The sequence below is a fragment of the Bradyrhizobium sp. S3.3.6 genome (genome assembly GCF_040546905.1).
In the GTDB taxonomy this organism is placed as follows: Bacteria; Pseudomonadota; Alphaproteobacteria; order Rhizobiales; family Xanthobacteraceae; genus Bradyrhizobium; species Bradyrhizobium cytisi.
Map to the genome: position 1 here is coordinate 52328 of NZ_JBEPOT010000017.1, position 15586 is coordinate 67913.

Sequence of the window (15586 nt, forward strand, 5' to 3'; positions counted from 1 at the left end):
TCAAATGAGCTCGATGTCGGCAGGATAGCCCGCGTCCTTGAGCTTCTCAAAGAAGGCTCCCGTCAGGATATGTCGGGGCTCCGGCGATCCGCCCGGCGTTCCCCAGGCGCAGCCGGTGCTCCGACAGGCCTTCATGTCGTAGACGAAAGTGGCGGCGAGATCGATCAGGATCTCCCGCCAGGTGACGACATAGATGTCATCCCGGATCTTCCAATAACTCGCTTCATCCGTGCCGCAATCGCCCCGGCGTACGCCCTTCAGGCACTGATATGAGTACCAGTGCGTGTTCAGATATAGGTGCTCGTAAACAGTGTCCTCGCTGTAGCGGTAGATCGCCCGCGTTCCGATGAGGTCGCGTGTAGGCTCGGGGGCAGAGGATTGCAACGAAGGTCGAGAGCCACGAATTTGTCCCTTCGTGAATCTTTGCGTCACTCTGGTCTTTCTTTCGAACGGGCGCCGACCGTCGGCAAGCTGCGATGCGACGAACAACACGTGATGCGTGCTGAGGTCGAGCACGATGGCCATGGTCTCGCGGCCCTGTGCCGGCAGCATCGCCACGATGAGCAGCACGTCTGGAGCCGCCTCCACCACGTCGACCGGACAGAACCCGCTTTGATCCAGCGCGAGACCAGGCAGGCCGCGCCAGCGCAGCACGCCATCTGGTAGAAATTCCAGGATTATCTTGCTGTCTGCTTCGAGTGCGACTTCCAATGTCTGGCCTTGCAGCCGGTTCGTGCTGGGCTGCCGGTTTACGGACAGCCCGCTGGCAACAGCGGCCGCCGAGGGAGCCGTCGCGGACATCTTGACGCCCGAATCTGCAGTTCTTGCAAAGCTCTCGCCGACGAGGCGCTCCGACAAGCCCCAGACCGCTTCGGCATGAGCCTGATCGAGGGCCCATGGCATGATCCCATTGGGCAGGCGCGGATCGGGATTCACCTCGGAGAAGCCGCAGTCTTCGAGAAAGCGGCCGCCAAGACCGTCGAGCTCGGGATGAACGAGCGCCCAGACCATCGTTGCAGCTCCGGCGGCCAGAGTTTTTCGCGGAAGATTGGCGACCTCCGGCTGACGGCGGCGCAGCGGCGCGAAATCATCCTGGGTCAGATGGTGGTGGAGGTTGGTATCGGTGATGATTCCTGGGGCAACCGTGAACGCGCGCACGCCCGCGTCGCGGTGATGCGCGTCGAAGGCCAATGCGAACAGAGCATTCGCCGATTTCGACTGGCCGTAGGCGTCCCAGCGGTCATACGGCTTGTGACGGAAGTTCGGATCTTCAAGGTCGACATTGTGCAAGCGGTGGGCGCCCGATGTCATCACGACGAGCCGCGAGGGTGCGCGCGCCTCGAGAAGCGGCGCCAGCCGATTGACGAGCAGGAAGTGCCCGAGGTGATTGGCCCCGAACTGCATCTCGAAACCGTCCGCGGTGAGGGCATGGTCGATCGCCATCACGCCGGCATTGGCCACAATGCCGTCGAGGCCGCCGTACGAACCTGCAAGGGTCGCCGTGAACGCGCGCACGCTGGCAAGCGAAGCGAGATCGACCAGGCGGACGTCCAGCGCAGCGCCCGGCACGACCGTCCTGATCGCTGTGGCGGCTGCTTCGCCCTTGTCGCGCGATCGGACGGCCATGATGACCTTTGCGCCGCGCGACGCGAGCACGCGAGCGGTCTCCTGGCCCAGGCCAGACGATGCGCCCGTCACGAGGTAGACCTTGCCGGACAGATCGATGCCCGCGAGTACCTCGTCTGCGGTCGTGTCGCGATTGAAGCCAGCCATCTCATTCATCGGCGAAGTCCTTCCAGGAGAGATTCATAAAGATCAGGCTCGAGCCCTACGCCACGGCGTGAGCGCGCGTTCGACAAGTCCAAGCAGCGCGTTGTTGGCTGCACCCACCGCTCCGAGCAGGACGATCCCGCCATAGAGGTCGGTGCTGCGGAACGAGCGCGCCGCCATGATGATGGTGGAGCCGAGCCCCTGCTGCGCCGTGATCATTTCACCGACCACCGTGATGATCAGGCAGGCGGTCAGCGACAGCCGCATCCCCGCGGTCACGTCCGGCAGCGCGTTCGGCAGTCCGAACTTGAGCGCAAATGCCAGCGGGCCGATGCCGAGATTCCTCGCAACTTCGCGCAGCCGTGGGTCGATCGCGCTGAAGCCGTGAATGGTCGGCAGAAGCACGGGCCAGATTGCGCCAAAGGCGATGATACCCAGCAGCATGTTCGGATGTAGTCCGAACAGCGCAATGCCCACGGGTAGGAGCGTCGATGCAGGCAGTGGACGCAGGAGCTCGAGCGTTGGCGTCAGCCAATAGCGCGCGCGCTGCGACAGGCCGATCAGGGCACCCAGCAGGATGCCGCCGAGCGATGCCAGCGTCCAGCCATAGATCATGCGCTCCATGGTCGAGATGGTGAGCGCGAGCAGGTCGCCACGGGTCAGGCCCCGCAAGAGGTTGGCGAATGTCGAGGAGGGCGAAGGCAGGAAAATCGGCTGAACCAACCCGGTGGTCGTCACCAACTGCCAGAGCAGAAGGATCGACAAGGTGACGAGGACGGAGCCTGCCCGCAGGGACCAGTTGCTCATGTCGCCGCGTCCCCGTACGCCGCGCCGAACAGGCGCCGGTGCATGGCAATCAGGCTCTCATTGAGCAGCCATCCGAGGATTGCGAGCCAGACCAGGAAGGCATACATGACCTCGGGACGGAGACTGAGCCCGGAGGAGATGATTGCGTAGCCGATGCCGATCGGGTTGGCCGCAATTTCGGTCGTGACTGCGACGATCAGAGCGATGCCGAGGGTCAATCGCAGCGCCGTGAAGATTCGCGGAACCGCTGCTGGCAGCGCGATCTTTGTGATCTGCTTGCGGCGCGGCAGGCCGAGTATGCGGGCGACTTCGATCAATCGCGGCTCGACGCCGAGCACGGCGTCGCGAGTCAGCAGCAGCATCGGCCAGAAGCATGCAAAGGCGATGATCGCCGCTTCCATTCTGATGCCGAGACCGTAGATCAGCATCATCAAGGGAATGACTGCAACCGGTGGGATCGGACGAAACAATTCGATCGACAGCGAGGCGAGGCGTGCGGCTGTGGGGGAAAGGCCCAGCCACACGCCAAGCAGCAAGCCGAGCGTGCCCCCGATGGGAACACCGACCGCGATTGCGCCGATCGTCTCCGCCGTTCGCAGGAAGATCTCGCCATCGGTGATCAGGCCGAGCAGGGCGGCCGCGGTCTGGCTCGGTAGTGCGAGCCCATCGCTCTCGATGCTTGAGGCGCGCATTGCGAGTTCGATGATGCCGAGAAATGCGAGCGGGACCAGCCACGCTGGCAAGGCGCGCAGCACGATATCAATGTGTCTTCTGGACATGGTCGAACAGCACGTGGCGAAGCCGAAGGAATTCCGGATGCTCGCGGGTCCGGAGTTGGTCGCGGGGCCGCGGCAATCCGACATCGATCACTTCCGCCAATCGGCCGGGATTGGCTTGCAGTGCGAACACCCGATCGCCAAGATAGATGGCTTCATCGAGATCATGGGTGACGAGGAGGACAGTTGCTCTGCTGTCCCTCACAAGCCTCGCGATCTCGTCCTGGAGAGCCTGACGGGTGAGTGCATCGAGGGCACCGAACGGCTCGTCCATGAGAAGAACGCGCGGCCCCTGGGCCAGGCAGCGGGCGATCTGCACACGTTGCTGCATGCCGCCGGACAGTTGCGCCGGATACTTGTCGCCATGCCCGGCGAGACCGACCTTGTCGAGCAGGGCGGTAACGCGCTCGGCGCGCGCCAGGCGCGGCGCCCCCATCGCTTCCAGCGCGAGGGCAATGTTGCCTGCTGCGGTTCGCCAAGGCAGTAAAGCCCGCCCATAATCCTGAAACACGATCGCCACGTCACGCGACGGGCCGTCGACGGTTACCCCGAGGCGACGCACTTCGCCCCGGGTCGGCGACAGCAAACCTGTCACGAGCCGCAGCAAGGTCGTCTTGCCACAGCCGGAAGGGCCGACGACGCACGCGAACTCACCGGGAGCGACCGTGAACGAAAGGCCGTCCACGACGCACTTGCCGCCGAAATCGAGCCGGACGCCGTCGAACGCAATAGCAGGCTGCGCGCAAGCCTCGGCGGCGGGCGCGAGCCGGGAGCTGATTTTGTTCATTTCGCGAAGAGCTTTTCGGGTGACTTGAAGTTCCGCAGCATGTCCTGCTTGTCCATCATGTCGACCCAGAGCTGGACCTGCTGCGGCGTCACATCTGTGTCCAGCTTGTTTATCGTCAGCGTCTTCAGCACCTCGGGCGGCATCTTCACGTATTTGCCGAAGATTTCGAGCGTCGCCGGCAAGTCGCTCTGCTCAAAGGCAATCGCCTTGTCCAGGGCGAGCTTGAATCCGGCGGCTGCCTCGCGATGCGCGTCAGCCCAGGCTCTGCTGCTGGCATAGACGAATGGGGGCAGGCGGTCGGGGAGGTTGGCGGCAATGTAGAAGATCTTCCCGCCGATCCCCGGCGCGGCAGCTCGCTGTAGAAAGGGGTTTGTCGAGAGTACGGCGTCCACCGTACGGGCCTTCAAGAGATCGGCGAGCTGCGGAAAGGTGCTTTCGACGAAGGTGATCCTCTGCCAGTCGACGCCGCTCCGCCGAAACCATTCGCGTGCCATGATGTGGAAGAAGCTGCCCAGACCCGGCGTTCCGATCTTCTTGCCGACGAAGTCTTCCGGTTTCTCGATGCCCGAGTTAGCGCCGGCGACGATCCCGTAGTTGGTGTCGTTGACCGACGCGATGGCGCCTCCCGACACAATGACGAGATCGAGACCGCTGTCTGTTACCTGGATCAGGGACGCCGTACTCAGCGCGGCGATCTGAAGCGAGTCGGACTGCAGAGCCGCGGGCATCGACTGACCGCCGGGAATGATCTTGATCGTCGCGTCGATGCCGTGATCCCGGAAATAGCCCCGCTCGACCGCGATCATCGGCAGCACGAACTCGGGCACCGGCGGCACGCCGATGGTGATCTTGGTTTGAGCTGTGGCGAAGCTGATCAGCGCAAGCTGAACGATGAGAGCCGCCAGCGCGGTCCTGAGAAGAGTTGAGAGGGCGTTTCGCATGATGGCGTCTGCTTATCCGAAATGGCTCGGTGAGGATAACAGCGCGCGCGAGTGAGATCATCTCCCCAAGATTGGGGAGGTGCAGGCTTGAGGGAGGTCAACAGGCTGGATCGAGCTGCAAAGCGCCGGAGCGTCCGATCCGTTCAGTGCTTGGTGCGGCTCTGCGTGCCTTGCGTTACGTCGGCAGCGTGCAGGAGAGAAGCAAGCTGGGTGCGGTTTCGAACCCCGAGCTTGGCGAATGCGCTGTCGAGATGAGCCCTGACCGTTGCAAAGGTCACGGCGAGGCGTCGGGCGATTTCCTTGTCGGCGAGGCCTTTCGCGGCTAGGCCGGCAACGGCCGCCTCGCGCGGCGACAATTTGGCCTGCAGGCCTGGCAGCAGCCTGGGTGCGCATGAGAGCGCAGTGCGCTTCAGCGCCTGCGTAAATCCGGGCTCAATCAGCTTAAGCAGCTCGATTTCGTTGTCGTCGAAATCGGGCCGTCCGTTTCTCCGCCAGATTCTGACGTCGCCGATGCTTTCACGCCCATCGAACGCAAACAGGTTGATGCCGTAGTAGTGTCCAAACGGACGCAAGAACTCGTTGTAGATCTCCGTTCGCATCAGGTCGCGGTGCGAAATCAGCGCGCTGACGGGATTGACGCCTTGGCGTAACCAGCGGGATAGTCCCGCCTTGTGCCGGTGCTGGAAATAGCGCTCGTAATTCGGGACGCAGGCGTCGTCCAGATTGACGGAGACCCCGAGCTCGAACGCTTGTTTGCGTGAGTTCCAGGTGTAGGACGCATAGAAATCGGCATCGAGCAGGTCGAGCAACAACGGTCCAATGATGGCTCTGAGTTCCTGATTGCTTGCATGCTGCGCCGAAAGCAGCCCGATAACGCGAGACAGAACACGCTGCTTCTTTGTGCTTATGTTCATCGCCGTCCTCCCCTTTGGGAGCATAATTCAAGGGGAGTTCGACTGTCCAGCTGGAGGTCGTCCGCGCTCGCCTCAGAACTCTTCAGCAGCTCGACAGTATGAGGAGGAAAGCATGAATACCTGCGTCCAAATCCGATGAAACGGGATCCAGGACCGTCGATGACGTTGAGCAAAGCCGACGGAAGCGCGCCGGGTTGCTGCTGCGGTCAATGTCTCTTTCGTTTGCCTAGCGCTGCCCATCGTGCACAGAGATGTCCGATACGGCGAGCCCGCCGATCCGCGCATGCGGTCTGCCGCCGGTCGCCATCACCAGGCCGAAACAGATCTCGTCACGCCTGGGCGCGTCCCAGAGCGTCATCTCCGCGGTGCCGAAATGACTGCGCACATAGCACGCATGGATGTGTCCAAGCGGGACCATCAGGCGCGTGCCGGGACCGCCGATGGTCTTCGCCGCCGGGACGATCGCCTTGGGCTGAGCGAGCACTTCGCGCATGCCCTGGCCGCCGGCTTCATGCCAGACGGCGCCGTGCTCGAGCTCGCCATCCTCGCCGACGATGATGCCCTTGCCATAGGCTTCGATATGCGCAGCGCCCCCGAGCTGCGCGATCAGGCGCGTTGCGAGCTCGCGCCCGAGCTCTCGCAACGAAGCTTGAAACGGCATCAGGTTCGGCTCGTAGCGTCCCGCGAAGGGATTGGCGACGACCGCAACGGCCGTCCCGATCAGGAGCGGCTTTTCCAGCCGGGGGCCGCGTTCGTGCCAGACCGTCTCGACGCTGAGCGCGGTCTTGCGAATGTCATAGGAGGACATGCGAGCCTATGCCTCATCCACGACTGGATTGCGCAGCACGCCGATGTTCTCGATCTCGACCTCGACCACGTCGCCGGGCTTGAGGAAGATCGGCGGCTTGCGGGTGAAGCCGACGCCGGCCGGCGTGCCGGTGGCGATGACGTCGCCGGGGACGAGGTCGAAAATGGTCGAGCAGTATTCGATCAGCCGCGGGATCGAGAAGATCAGCATCGAGGTGTCGGAGGATTGCACCACCGCGCCGTTGACGCGTGTTTCGAGCTTCAATTTGGTGGGATCGCCGATCTCGTCCGGCGTGACCAGCCACGGTCCGAACGGGCCGGTGCCGACGAAGTTCTTGCCGGAGGCGATCTGCTGGGCATGGCGTTGCCAGTCGCGGACGCTGACGTCGTTGTAGATCGAGTAGCCCGCCACGTGATCCCAGGCGTCGGCCTGGCTGATGTGACGGCCGCCCTTGCCGATGACGACGGCGAGTTCGCCCTCCCAGTCGAAATTGTCCGAGACCTTCGGTCGGATCACGGGGGCGTTGTGGCCGACCTGGGAACGCCAGACCCGCAGGAAGATGGGCGGGAATTCGGTGATCTCGCGCTTCATGCCGAAGGCGACCGCTTCATTGTGGTGGTCGAGATAGTTGCGCACGGCGCAGACGATCTTCTCCGGGCGCGGGATCACGGGGAGATATTCGACGTCGCTGAGCGCCATCGTGGGCTTGTGCCCGGCGACGATGGCCTCGCGGCGCGCGTAGTCGTCGCTGCCGACGAAGTCTGCGAGGATCGGATACTGGGGCAGGGCGCGGCCCAGATCCACGACACCGTTTTCGACAATGGCTCCCCAGCTTTCCCGATTTCCGTCCAGGAACGACAGCAGCTTCATGATTGTGATCCACCAGTGAGGATTTTCGATGATTTATAGTATTTTCGAAAATTGTCCGGAGCGCAAGCCCGCGGGACCTGAAAAAGCGCCGTCTATTCGGCGTCTAGCAGGTGCCCGGCGTATTTCGCGACATTGTCGGCGGTAGTGCGGATATGTGTCTCGATCAGTTGCACGGCCTGATCAGCATTGCGGGAGATGGCGGCCTGCATGATCGCCTGGTGCTCGCCGGCCTTGTCGCGCGGGCGGGGCCGGAAATTGGCCGACAGGTGCCGGTAGCGCTCGGCGCGATCGAACAGCTCGGCTCTAATCGAGAGCAGCGTCGCCGAGCCGCAGGCGGAGACCAGCGCCTGATGGAACTGGCGATGGGCGATCTTCCATTCGGGATCGCGCAGCGGATGCTCGGGATCGCGTTGCTCGATCCGCTTCAGCCTGTGCAGGGTCGAGATGACGGCAATCTCCCAGTCGTCATCGCCCTTCTCAATCGAGCGGCGGATCAACTCCACCTCGATCAGCACCCTGGCATCGGTGACCTCCACCAGATCCTGGTGGCTGACCGGCGCCACGCGAAATCCGCGCTGCTCCTGGGCGTCGACAAGTCCCTCGGCGGTAAGGGCGGTCAGCGCTTCCCGCAATGTGGTGAAGCTCGCGCCGAAGCGCTCGCGCAACACGTCGAACCGCAACGGCTCGCCGGGGGGCAGACCGCAGGTCACGATCTCCTCGCGCAGCCGATGAGTAATATCGGCGGCAATCGTCTTGCCGAATTCCTTGCGGGAGCGAATGGCGGTCTCAGGCATGGTTCTGCCGATCAATTGATGCCCCAAGATGCCGCGCCAACGAGCATCTTGCAATAATTTTCGTAATAGCTAGTATTTTCGAAAATATGGTCCGAGGAGAGGGGATGAGCTCATGAGAGCGGTTCTGGTACGTCAGCCGGGCGGGTCGGATGCCCTCGAGCTGGTCGAAGTGCCGGTGCCAGCGCCCGGTGCCGGACAGGTTCAGATCCGCGCCGAAGCATTCGGCGTGGGGCAGCCCGACGTCCTGATCCGCCGCGGCGTCTACAAATGGATGCCGCCGCTGCCGGCCAATCCCGGCAATGATGTCGCTGGCCGTATTTCCGCGCTCGGGTCGAGCGTTGAAGGCTTGCAGGTCGGCCAGAAGATCCTGCTGAGCGCGCGTGACCTGTCGCAGCGCGGCGGCTGCTACGCCGAATACGTCGTCGCCCCCGCCGATGCCGTTCATGCACTTCCCGACAATGTCGATCTGAAAGCCGCAGTGTGCCTGTCGAATTATCAGGTGGCTTACGCACTGCTGCACGAGTGCCGCCATCCGCGCGCGCCCGCAAGTGTGCTGGTGATCGGCGCGGCCGGCGGTGTCGGCACCGCGCTGGTGCAGCTGGCCAAGCTCGCACAAATGACCGTGATCGGCACGGTCTCCACCGAGGAGAAGGCCGCATTCGCGCGAAGCAACGGTGCCGATCACGTCATCTTCTATCGCCGCGAGGATGTCGTGGCGCGGACCCGCGAACTGAGCAAAGGCGAGGGCGTCGGCCTCGTGCTCGACCACGTTTGCGGACCGGAGTTTACCTCCTATCTCGGCGCGCTCGGCAAATGGGGCACGCTGCTGTCGTACAACGCCTTCGCCGGGCTGCCGGAAGAGAATCTGATGGCGGCGATGCGCAATCATCTCGACATTTGCCCGGCCGTGCGCTGCTTCTCCTTCCACATCTATGACCATGATCGCGAGGGCCGTCGCGCCCTGATGCGCAACGTGATCGACGCCTTGAGCCGCAACGCGATCAAGCCGGCCATCTCGGCGACACTGAAGCTCGACCAGGTCAGGGAAGCTCACACCTTGCTCGAGCAGGGCTCCGCGCTCGGCAAGATCATCATGACGCCATGAGAGAGTGAACCAGTACAATGACGACCCAGGCACCGATTGCCCGATTCACACGGCTGAGACACGCCACTTTCGCCTCGCCGGATTCCGAGCGATTGCTCGATTACTACCGCGGCGTGATCGGTCTTGGCCTGGTCGGTCGCGATGGAGATCGCATTTTTCTCGCCAGCGATTCCGAGCAGCTTTCGCTCGTGATCGAGCCCGGCGAGGCGGCGTTGACGAGTATCGCGTTCGAGATCTCTCCGAATGTCGAGATGGACGCATTGGGGGCCGCTCTGAAGCGCGCGAATTTGCGTCCCGAACTGCGGAGTGATCCTCTGCCTGGAATTTCCAGGCTGTTGTCCTTCACCGATCCCGAGGGAACGCGGTTCGAACTGATCCAGGGCTGGACGCCGACACCGGCGCAGGAGCGGATCGGTGCGCTCGCCGTCACCAAGCTCGGCCATGTCGCGCTTCGTACGCCCGATCCGCTTGCGGCGTCGGAGTTCTATGCGAACGTCATGGGCCTGCGGGTCTCCGACTGGGTCGAGGACCGCTTCGTCTTCCTGCGCAGCGGTTACGAACATCATACGCTGAACTTCGCCCGTGCGCCCGTGCGCAGCCTGCATCATCTCGCATTCGAGTTGCGCGGCCCTTCCCACATGCAGCAGGCTTGCGATCATCTCGCCCGCCACAAGCTCAATATCCTTTGGGGACCGGTCCGTCACGGCCCCGGCCACAACACCGCGGTCTATCACCGCAATCCGGATGGCCATCTCGTCGAGCTGTTCCACGATCTCGATCGCATGATCGATGAGGAGCTTGGCTATTTCGATCCGCGTCCCTGGCATCGCGATCGTCCGCAGCGGCCGAAAGTCTGGGTCGGGCTGCCGCGCGACGTCTGGGGTCTGCCGCCATCACCGGAATGCGTCGAGTTCGCCCGCTAGGCGGCCCGGCACTCGTTTGGAAGACCGCCGCTTCGCCGCGGCCAACGAGGCAACAGTCAAAGGGAGGATGCATCCATGAGGTGGATGAAGCGGTTTGCTGCGACCGGATTTCTGCTCGGCAGCTTTATGGCGGCCGGCCCTGCCCAGTCGGCGGACAACTATCCTTCGCGCCCCATACGCTTGATTCACGGCTTTGCCGCCGGCGGCGCGGCCGACACGCTGTCGCGCATTATCGCCGACGGGCTCTCCAGGAAGCTCGGGCAACCGATCGTCGTCGAAGCCAAGCCCGGTGCCGGCGGCAACATTGGGGCGGACGCGATCGCCAAGGCTGAGCCCGACGGCTACACGATCGGACTCGTCACAGGCGCCCACGCCATATCGCCCGCGACGTACAAGAGCCTGAGCTACCAGCCGGCCGACAGTTTCGACATGATCTCGACGCTGGTCTACTACGCGCTGGTCATTGCGGTGCGCAACGACTACCCGGCCAAATCGCTGGGCGAACTGATCGCGATGGCAAAGCAGAAGCCCGGCGCGCTCAGCTTTGGCTCGGTCGGTTTCGGCAGCACGCATCATCTCGCGGGAGAGCTGCTCGATGCGATGGCCGGCATCGACATGGTCCATGTACCCTATCGCGGGGATTCTCAATCCGTCACCGCGCTGCTTGGCGGAGAGGTTCCGGTCATCGTCGGCACGCCCGTGCTGCTCGCGGCGCAGATCCAGAGCGGTGGCATTCGCGGGTTGGCGGTGACTTCGCCAACACGGACTGCGCTGTTGCCGGATGTTCCAACGGTCGAGGAAGCCGGCGTCAAGGGATATGACGTGCGGACCTGGGCGGGCGTTCTCGCTCCCAAGGGCACCCCGTCTGCCGTCATCGCCGCACTCAACTCGGCGACACTCGACATCCTCAACGAGCCCGAGATCAGGCAGCGCCTGGAAACGGCCGTCGGCGGCGAAGTCCGTGGCAGCTCTCCGGAAGAGATGAAGAAGCTGATCCAGTCCGAAATCGTGAAGTGGTCGGGTGTGGTTGAGCGGGCGAAGATCCCGAAGATCTGATCTGCGCGTCCGCCGCGGGAAGACGAAGAGAGGCTTACAGGGGAGGGAGTGTCGGTGGATGCGATCGTCGGCGCGGCGGACGCCGGTTGCATCGAGGCGGTTTTCGTCGCCGACAGGCCCATGAAAGTGTGGCGGCCGGATTCTCGACGATGCTCTCGTTGTACGAGCGAAGCGCCTCGCGTCCGAATCCAGCGATTACTTGTTCCAGAAGGTCGGGTTCGTGCGCACCTGACCAGCAACCCTTCTGCTGAATCATTGATTAATGCGACTTCGGGAGTTCGTTCAATGCATTCACGACAGCTGAAGAGCGGGCGTTTAAATTGGCGCAACGCGGAGCAGCACGCTATTCTCATCGACTCGAGTCTTCGTTGGCACAAGAAACGAAAAAATTGGGGATCAGATGAACTACCGCTCACCACTCCGACTGGCATTGCTCGCGCTTTCGATCCTCCTGGGTAGTGAGACGATCTGTGCCAAGAAAGCCATGGCGGCCTTGCCAAGCGCCGAGCAACTCAAGGCAATCTGTTCGACGCTCGCCGGCCGTGTGATTCCCGCAGCGTCGATTGGACTGCCGAGCGGGGAAGCTACCATTGCTTCCGGGACGATTGTTGCCGCTAACGCCACTGCCACGCCGGCCACGCCCGAGTTTTGCAGGGTAAATGGCAGCATCGCGCCGGTCGATCCCGCGGCACAATTGATCAATTTCCAGATCAATCTGCCGATCGCGTGGAACGGCAAGGCAGTGCAGTACGGCGGTGGCGGCTACAACGGCACGCTTATCACCGGACTTGCGCCGTTGCGCGATGCTGCATCGGACGATCCATTGCCGCTGACGCGCGGCTACGTGACCTTCGGAACCGATTCGGGCCATCAGGCGTCAGCGTTTGCGCCAAATAGCGTTGGACAGTTCGGCCTCAATGACGAGATGGTGGTGAATTACGCCTATGCGTCCTACAAGAAGGTCAGGGACGTCAGCGTGAACATGATAGGCATGTTCTACGGACAGCCGCCGTCGCGGGTGTATTATTTCGGCGGCTCGGAGGGTGGGCGCGAAGGCCTGACGATGGCGCAGCGATTCCCGGCCGACTACGACGGCATCGTCAGCGTGGTGCCCGCCATTCAGCTGTCAATGATTGGCGGAGCCTTCTTGCATCACGAGATCCCGCAGGTCCACGGCGGATGGATACCGCCTGCCAAGCTCGGCATGTTTGCGAAATTCGTCGCCGATCGTTGTGACGCCTTGGACGGGCTGGTCGACGGCGTCGTCAATAATTATCTCGCTTGTCCCTCGCATGTTGATCTGAAGGAATTGCGCTGTGCGAACGGCGCTGACAGCGGTGAAACCTGCCTGTCCGATGCACAAATCGCGACCGTCGTGGCGCTCCATTCACCCTATGAACTGCCGTTCGCGGTACCGAACGGGCTCGCGGCCTATCCGCAATGGCTTTACGGCAACGAGATTACGCCGGATGGCCGCAGCTCGCACATGATGCGCTGGATCACAGGGACGGCGGCGCCGAACGCGGCCGTCGACATCGATACGTCCTCGATCCATTGGCTCTATGCCGCGAATTTTGTTCGATTCTTTGTGGCGAAGGACGCGCTCTTCGATCCGAGCACGTTCGATCCGAACAAGTTTCGCGACCGCCTTCGCGAGCTATCGGAACTGCTCGACTCCACCAATCCCGATCTGTCGGCGTTTTTCGCACGCGGCGGCAAGCTGATCATGCGCTCCAACACCGGCGACCTTGCACTGAGTCCCCTGGCCGCGATCAACTACTTCAATTCGGTGTCTGCAAGGGTTGGGCAGGCGATGGTCGATCGCTCGGCGCGCCTGTTTATTTCACCCGCCTCGACCCATAGCGGTGCAGCGGCCAGCGTGACCGACGGCAGCCCGGTGCCAACCATGGTCGATCTGCTCGATCCATTGGACCGCTGGGTGAGTGATGGCGCGCCGCCGCCTGATGCCCTGATTCAGACAGTCAAGGAGAACTCGCCGCCATTCAAGCTGTTGGGCTCACGTCCGATGTGCCGCTATCCGGACTATCCGCGCTACACGTCCGGTGATCGCCTGCGAGCGGAAAGCTATCGGTGCACGCCGTCGGCGCCGTGAGCATCAAGGGACCGTTAACGTGGCGACATGAAGAAAAACTTCCGAACAGGTTGGGCGCGATGCAATGCGTGCGTGCGGGTACCGTGCTGTCGTTAGCCCAGCCGCTCGGCGCGGAGGGCAGAGTCGTCTCCGCTCGCTCCTTAGTCCGCCACCACCAGCGGCACCGGCAGCGCCGTGATCGACTTGATCTTCTCCATCGCGAAGCGCGAGGTGACGTTTTTGAGCGGCACGGCGTTGATCAGCTTCTTGTAGAACACGTCGTAGCTCTGCATGTCCGGAATCACGACGCGAAGCATATAGTCGACATCGCCGGCCATCCGGTAGAATTCCATCACTTCGGGCATGGCGCTGACAGCCTCGGCGATGCGCTTCAGCCAGGCATCCGAATGGTCGGAGCTCTCCACGGAGACGAATACCGAGAGCCCAAGCCCGATCTTGTTCGGATCGACCAGTGCAACCCGTCTCAGGATCACGCCGTCGGCTTCCAGCCTCTGGATGCGCTTCCAGCACGGTGTCGAGGACAAGCCGACGCGGTCCCCGATTTCCGCAACCGAGAGCGAAGCGTCCTCCTGGAGGACGGCCAGGATCTTGCGGTCGATGGCGTCGAGACGGCGGCCGGTTTCGGCGAGCTGCAGCGCAGCGTCGGTCATGTCTGAAACCTCAGTGTGATGAAAGTTGGACGGCGTTGCCTGGCGTCAGCCGTGAGGCCCGAACAGGAAGATCTCGTAGAGATCGTCCTGTGTGTTGTCCGGGCCGCCTGTCCGCGGCTGCAGCGAGCGCTGGAACCATCCGCGTGCCTGTTCGATCAAACGAGCGCAGCCTGACTGCAGCGAGATGAGATAGCTCATGTTCACTCCGGACAACGGTGTAGGGCGAGAACGCGGGAACGCTATCACGGCAGGGATGGCGTTGGACATTGCTACATACTCGTCGGGATCAGTTTGGTTGAATCATGCTGACGTCGTCGCGGGCGCGGATGGAAAATTCCACGGCGCTTGTCGGAGATGGGTGGTTTTGATGCCATCGCCGCGCCGAACGCATGCGACGGAGCGGCGGCTGGCCCATTCAAGCGTGAATTCGAACATGCGCTCCGCTCACTTCATGTAATCAGGCAAAGTGAACCCGTCATAGAACCGGTCGGCCTGAATCGCTGCCTTGAACGCAGGCGATTTGTAGCCGGCGACGATGTCCTGAGCCCATCCGGCGGTGGCATTGGCCTTCTTTACGGCCAGCACGTTGATATAGGGTGTCGTCATCTTCTCGAGCGCGAAGGCGTTGGTCAGCTTTAGCCCGCTGAAGATCGCGAAATTGCCCTGGACGGCGGCGAAGTCGACGTCGTCGAGCGCCCGTGGCGCCTGTGCGGCCTCGAGCGGCACAATCTTGATGCCGCCGGGATTTTTGATGACGTCGAGCTCGGTGACATCGACCGGCTTGCTGTCGCGAATCTCGATGAGGCCGAGATCGCGCAGCACCCACAGCGCGCGTTGCAGATTGACCGGATCGTTCGGCACCGCGACGCTGGAGCCTGGCTTGATCGGCGTGCCCAGCGGGTGCTTCTTCGAATAGAGGCCCATCGGTGGCGTCGGGACGTGGACGACGCCGACGAGATCGGTTTTCTGGCGCTCGTTGTAGGAGTCGAGGAAGATCGTGTGCTGCATCACGTTGGCGTCGATCTCGGACTTGAACACAGCGTTGTTGGCTTCAAGGCCGGTCGAGAATTCGACATAGCGGATCTTGTAGCCCTTCTTCTTCAGCTCTGGTTCGACGCCGACCTTGAACTCATCGATATATGGCCCCGGCACGAAGCCGACCCGCAGCTCCGGCTTTGCGGGTTGCTGTGCGGAGGCATCTCCCGCGGCTAAGGGGGAGAGAGCCAAAAGGCCCGAGAGGAGAAAAAACGCTGTCTTCATGTCTTCTTGCTG

Annotated in this window: 16 protein-coding genes; 4 read left to right on the forward strand and 12 right to left on the reverse strand. The window is 62.6% G+C overall.

Annotation, left to right across the window (positions count from 1 at the left end):
* The 9 genes from ABID59_RS34055 to ABID59_RS34095 form a co-directional block, all read right to left on the reverse strand.
* Entirely contained in the window at window positions 1-1782 is a 1782-nt protein-coding gene (locus tag ABID59_RS34055) for an SDR family NAD(P)-dependent oxidoreductase (RefSeq protein WP_354086263.1), read from the reverse strand.
* A 33-nt stretch (window positions 1783-1815) separates the two neighbouring features.
* A complete protein-coding gene (locus ABID59_RS34060; protein WP_354086264.1) occupies window positions 1816-2577 on the reverse strand; it encodes an ABC transporter permease in 762 nt (253 codons plus the stop codon).
* Complete coding sequence (locus tag ABID59_RS34065; protein ID WP_354086265.1) at window positions 2574-3356, reverse strand: ABC transporter permease; 783 nt, start codon at window positions 3354-3356, stop codon at window positions 2574-2576. Before ABID59_RS34065 ends, ABID59_RS34060 begins: the two co-directional genes overlap by 4 nt.
* Window positions 3337-4140, reverse strand: coding sequence for an ABC transporter ATP-binding protein (locus ABID59_RS34070; RefSeq protein WP_354086266.1), 804 nt, complete (start codon window positions 4138-4140; stop codon window positions 3337-3339). Before ABID59_RS34070 ends, ABID59_RS34065 begins: the two co-directional genes overlap by 20 nt.
* Window positions 4137-5081: an ABC transporter substrate-binding protein gene (locus ABID59_RS34075; protein ID WP_354086267.1), complete on the reverse strand. Its 945-nt coding sequence runs from the start codon at window positions 5079-5081 to the stop codon at window positions 4137-4139. Before ABID59_RS34075 ends, ABID59_RS34070 begins: the two co-directional genes overlap by 4 nt.
* A gap of 143 nt (window positions 5082-5224) precedes the next feature.
* Window positions 5225-5995: a helix-turn-helix transcriptional regulator gene (locus ABID59_RS34080; protein WP_354086268.1), complete on the reverse strand. Its 771-nt coding sequence runs from the start codon at window positions 5993-5995 to the stop codon at window positions 5225-5227.
* A gap of 226 nt (window positions 5996-6221) precedes the next feature.
* The gene (locus ABID59_RS34085) at window positions 6222-6803 is read right to left on the reverse strand and encodes an amino acid synthesis family protein (RefSeq protein ID WP_354035979.1); all 582 of its coding nucleotides are present in this window, start codon (window positions 6801-6803) and stop codon (window positions 6222-6224) included.
* Window positions 6804-6809: 6 nt separating this feature from the next.
* Window positions 6810-7673: a fumarylacetoacetate hydrolase family protein gene (locus ABID59_RS34090; protein ID WP_148752480.1), complete on the reverse strand. Its 864-nt coding sequence runs from the start codon at window positions 7671-7673 to the stop codon at window positions 6810-6812.
* 92 nt (window positions 7674-7765) lie between these two features.
* Complete coding sequence (locus ABID59_RS34095) at window positions 7766-8467, reverse strand: GntR family transcriptional regulator (RefSeq protein WP_148752479.1); 702 nt, start codon at window positions 8465-8467, stop codon at window positions 7766-7768.
* A gap of 112 nt (window positions 8468-8579) precedes the next feature.
* Between ABID59_RS34095 and ABID59_RS34100 the strand changes: the two genes are divergently transcribed.
* The 4 genes from ABID59_RS34100 to ABID59_RS34115 all read left to right on the forward strand — a co-directional run bounded on the left by ABID59_RS34100 (window position 8580) and on the right by ABID59_RS34115 (window position 13664).
* Entirely contained in the window at window positions 8580-9572 is a 993-nt protein-coding gene (locus tag ABID59_RS34100) for a zinc-dependent alcohol dehydrogenase family protein (protein ID WP_148752478.1), read from the forward strand.
* Window positions 9573-9589: 17 nt separating this feature from the next.
* Window positions 9590-10495: a VOC family protein gene (locus ABID59_RS34105; RefSeq protein WP_148752477.1), complete on the forward strand. Its 906-nt coding sequence runs from the start codon at window positions 9590-9592 to the stop codon at window positions 10493-10495.
* A 75-nt stretch (window positions 10496-10570) separates the two neighbouring features.
* The gene (locus tag ABID59_RS34110) at window positions 10571-11551 is read left to right on the forward strand and encodes a tripartite tricarboxylate transporter substrate binding protein (protein WP_148752476.1); all 981 of its coding nucleotides are present in this window, start codon (window positions 10571-10573) and stop codon (window positions 11549-11551) included.
* A 430-nt stretch (window positions 11552-11981) separates the two neighbouring features.
* Window positions 11982-13664, forward strand: a complete 1683-nt coding sequence (locus ABID59_RS34115; protein WP_354086269.1) for a tannase/feruloyl esterase family alpha/beta hydrolase — start codon at window positions 11982-11984, stop codon at window positions 13662-13664.
* A gap of 140 nt (window positions 13665-13804) precedes the next feature.
* On the opposite strand, the gene ABID59_RS34120 is transcribed toward ABID59_RS34115, so the two are convergent.
* From ABID59_RS34120 to ABID59_RS34130, 3 genes are all read right to left on the reverse strand, one after another.
* A complete protein-coding gene (locus tag ABID59_RS34120; protein ID WP_148752474.1) occupies window positions 13805-14314 on the reverse strand; it encodes an Lrp/AsnC family transcriptional regulator in 510 nt (169 codons plus the stop codon).
* Between the two features lie 45 nt (window positions 14315-14359).
* Entirely contained in the window at window positions 14360-14512 is a 153-nt protein-coding gene (locus ABID59_RS34125) for a hypothetical protein (protein WP_187434980.1), read from the reverse strand.
* A 246-nt stretch (window positions 14513-14758) separates the two neighbouring features.
* Entirely contained in the window at window positions 14759-15574 is an 816-nt protein-coding gene (locus ABID59_RS34130) for a MetQ/NlpA family ABC transporter substrate-binding protein (protein WP_148752473.1), read from the reverse strand.
* Between the last annotated feature and the right edge of the window lie 12 nt (window positions 15575-15586).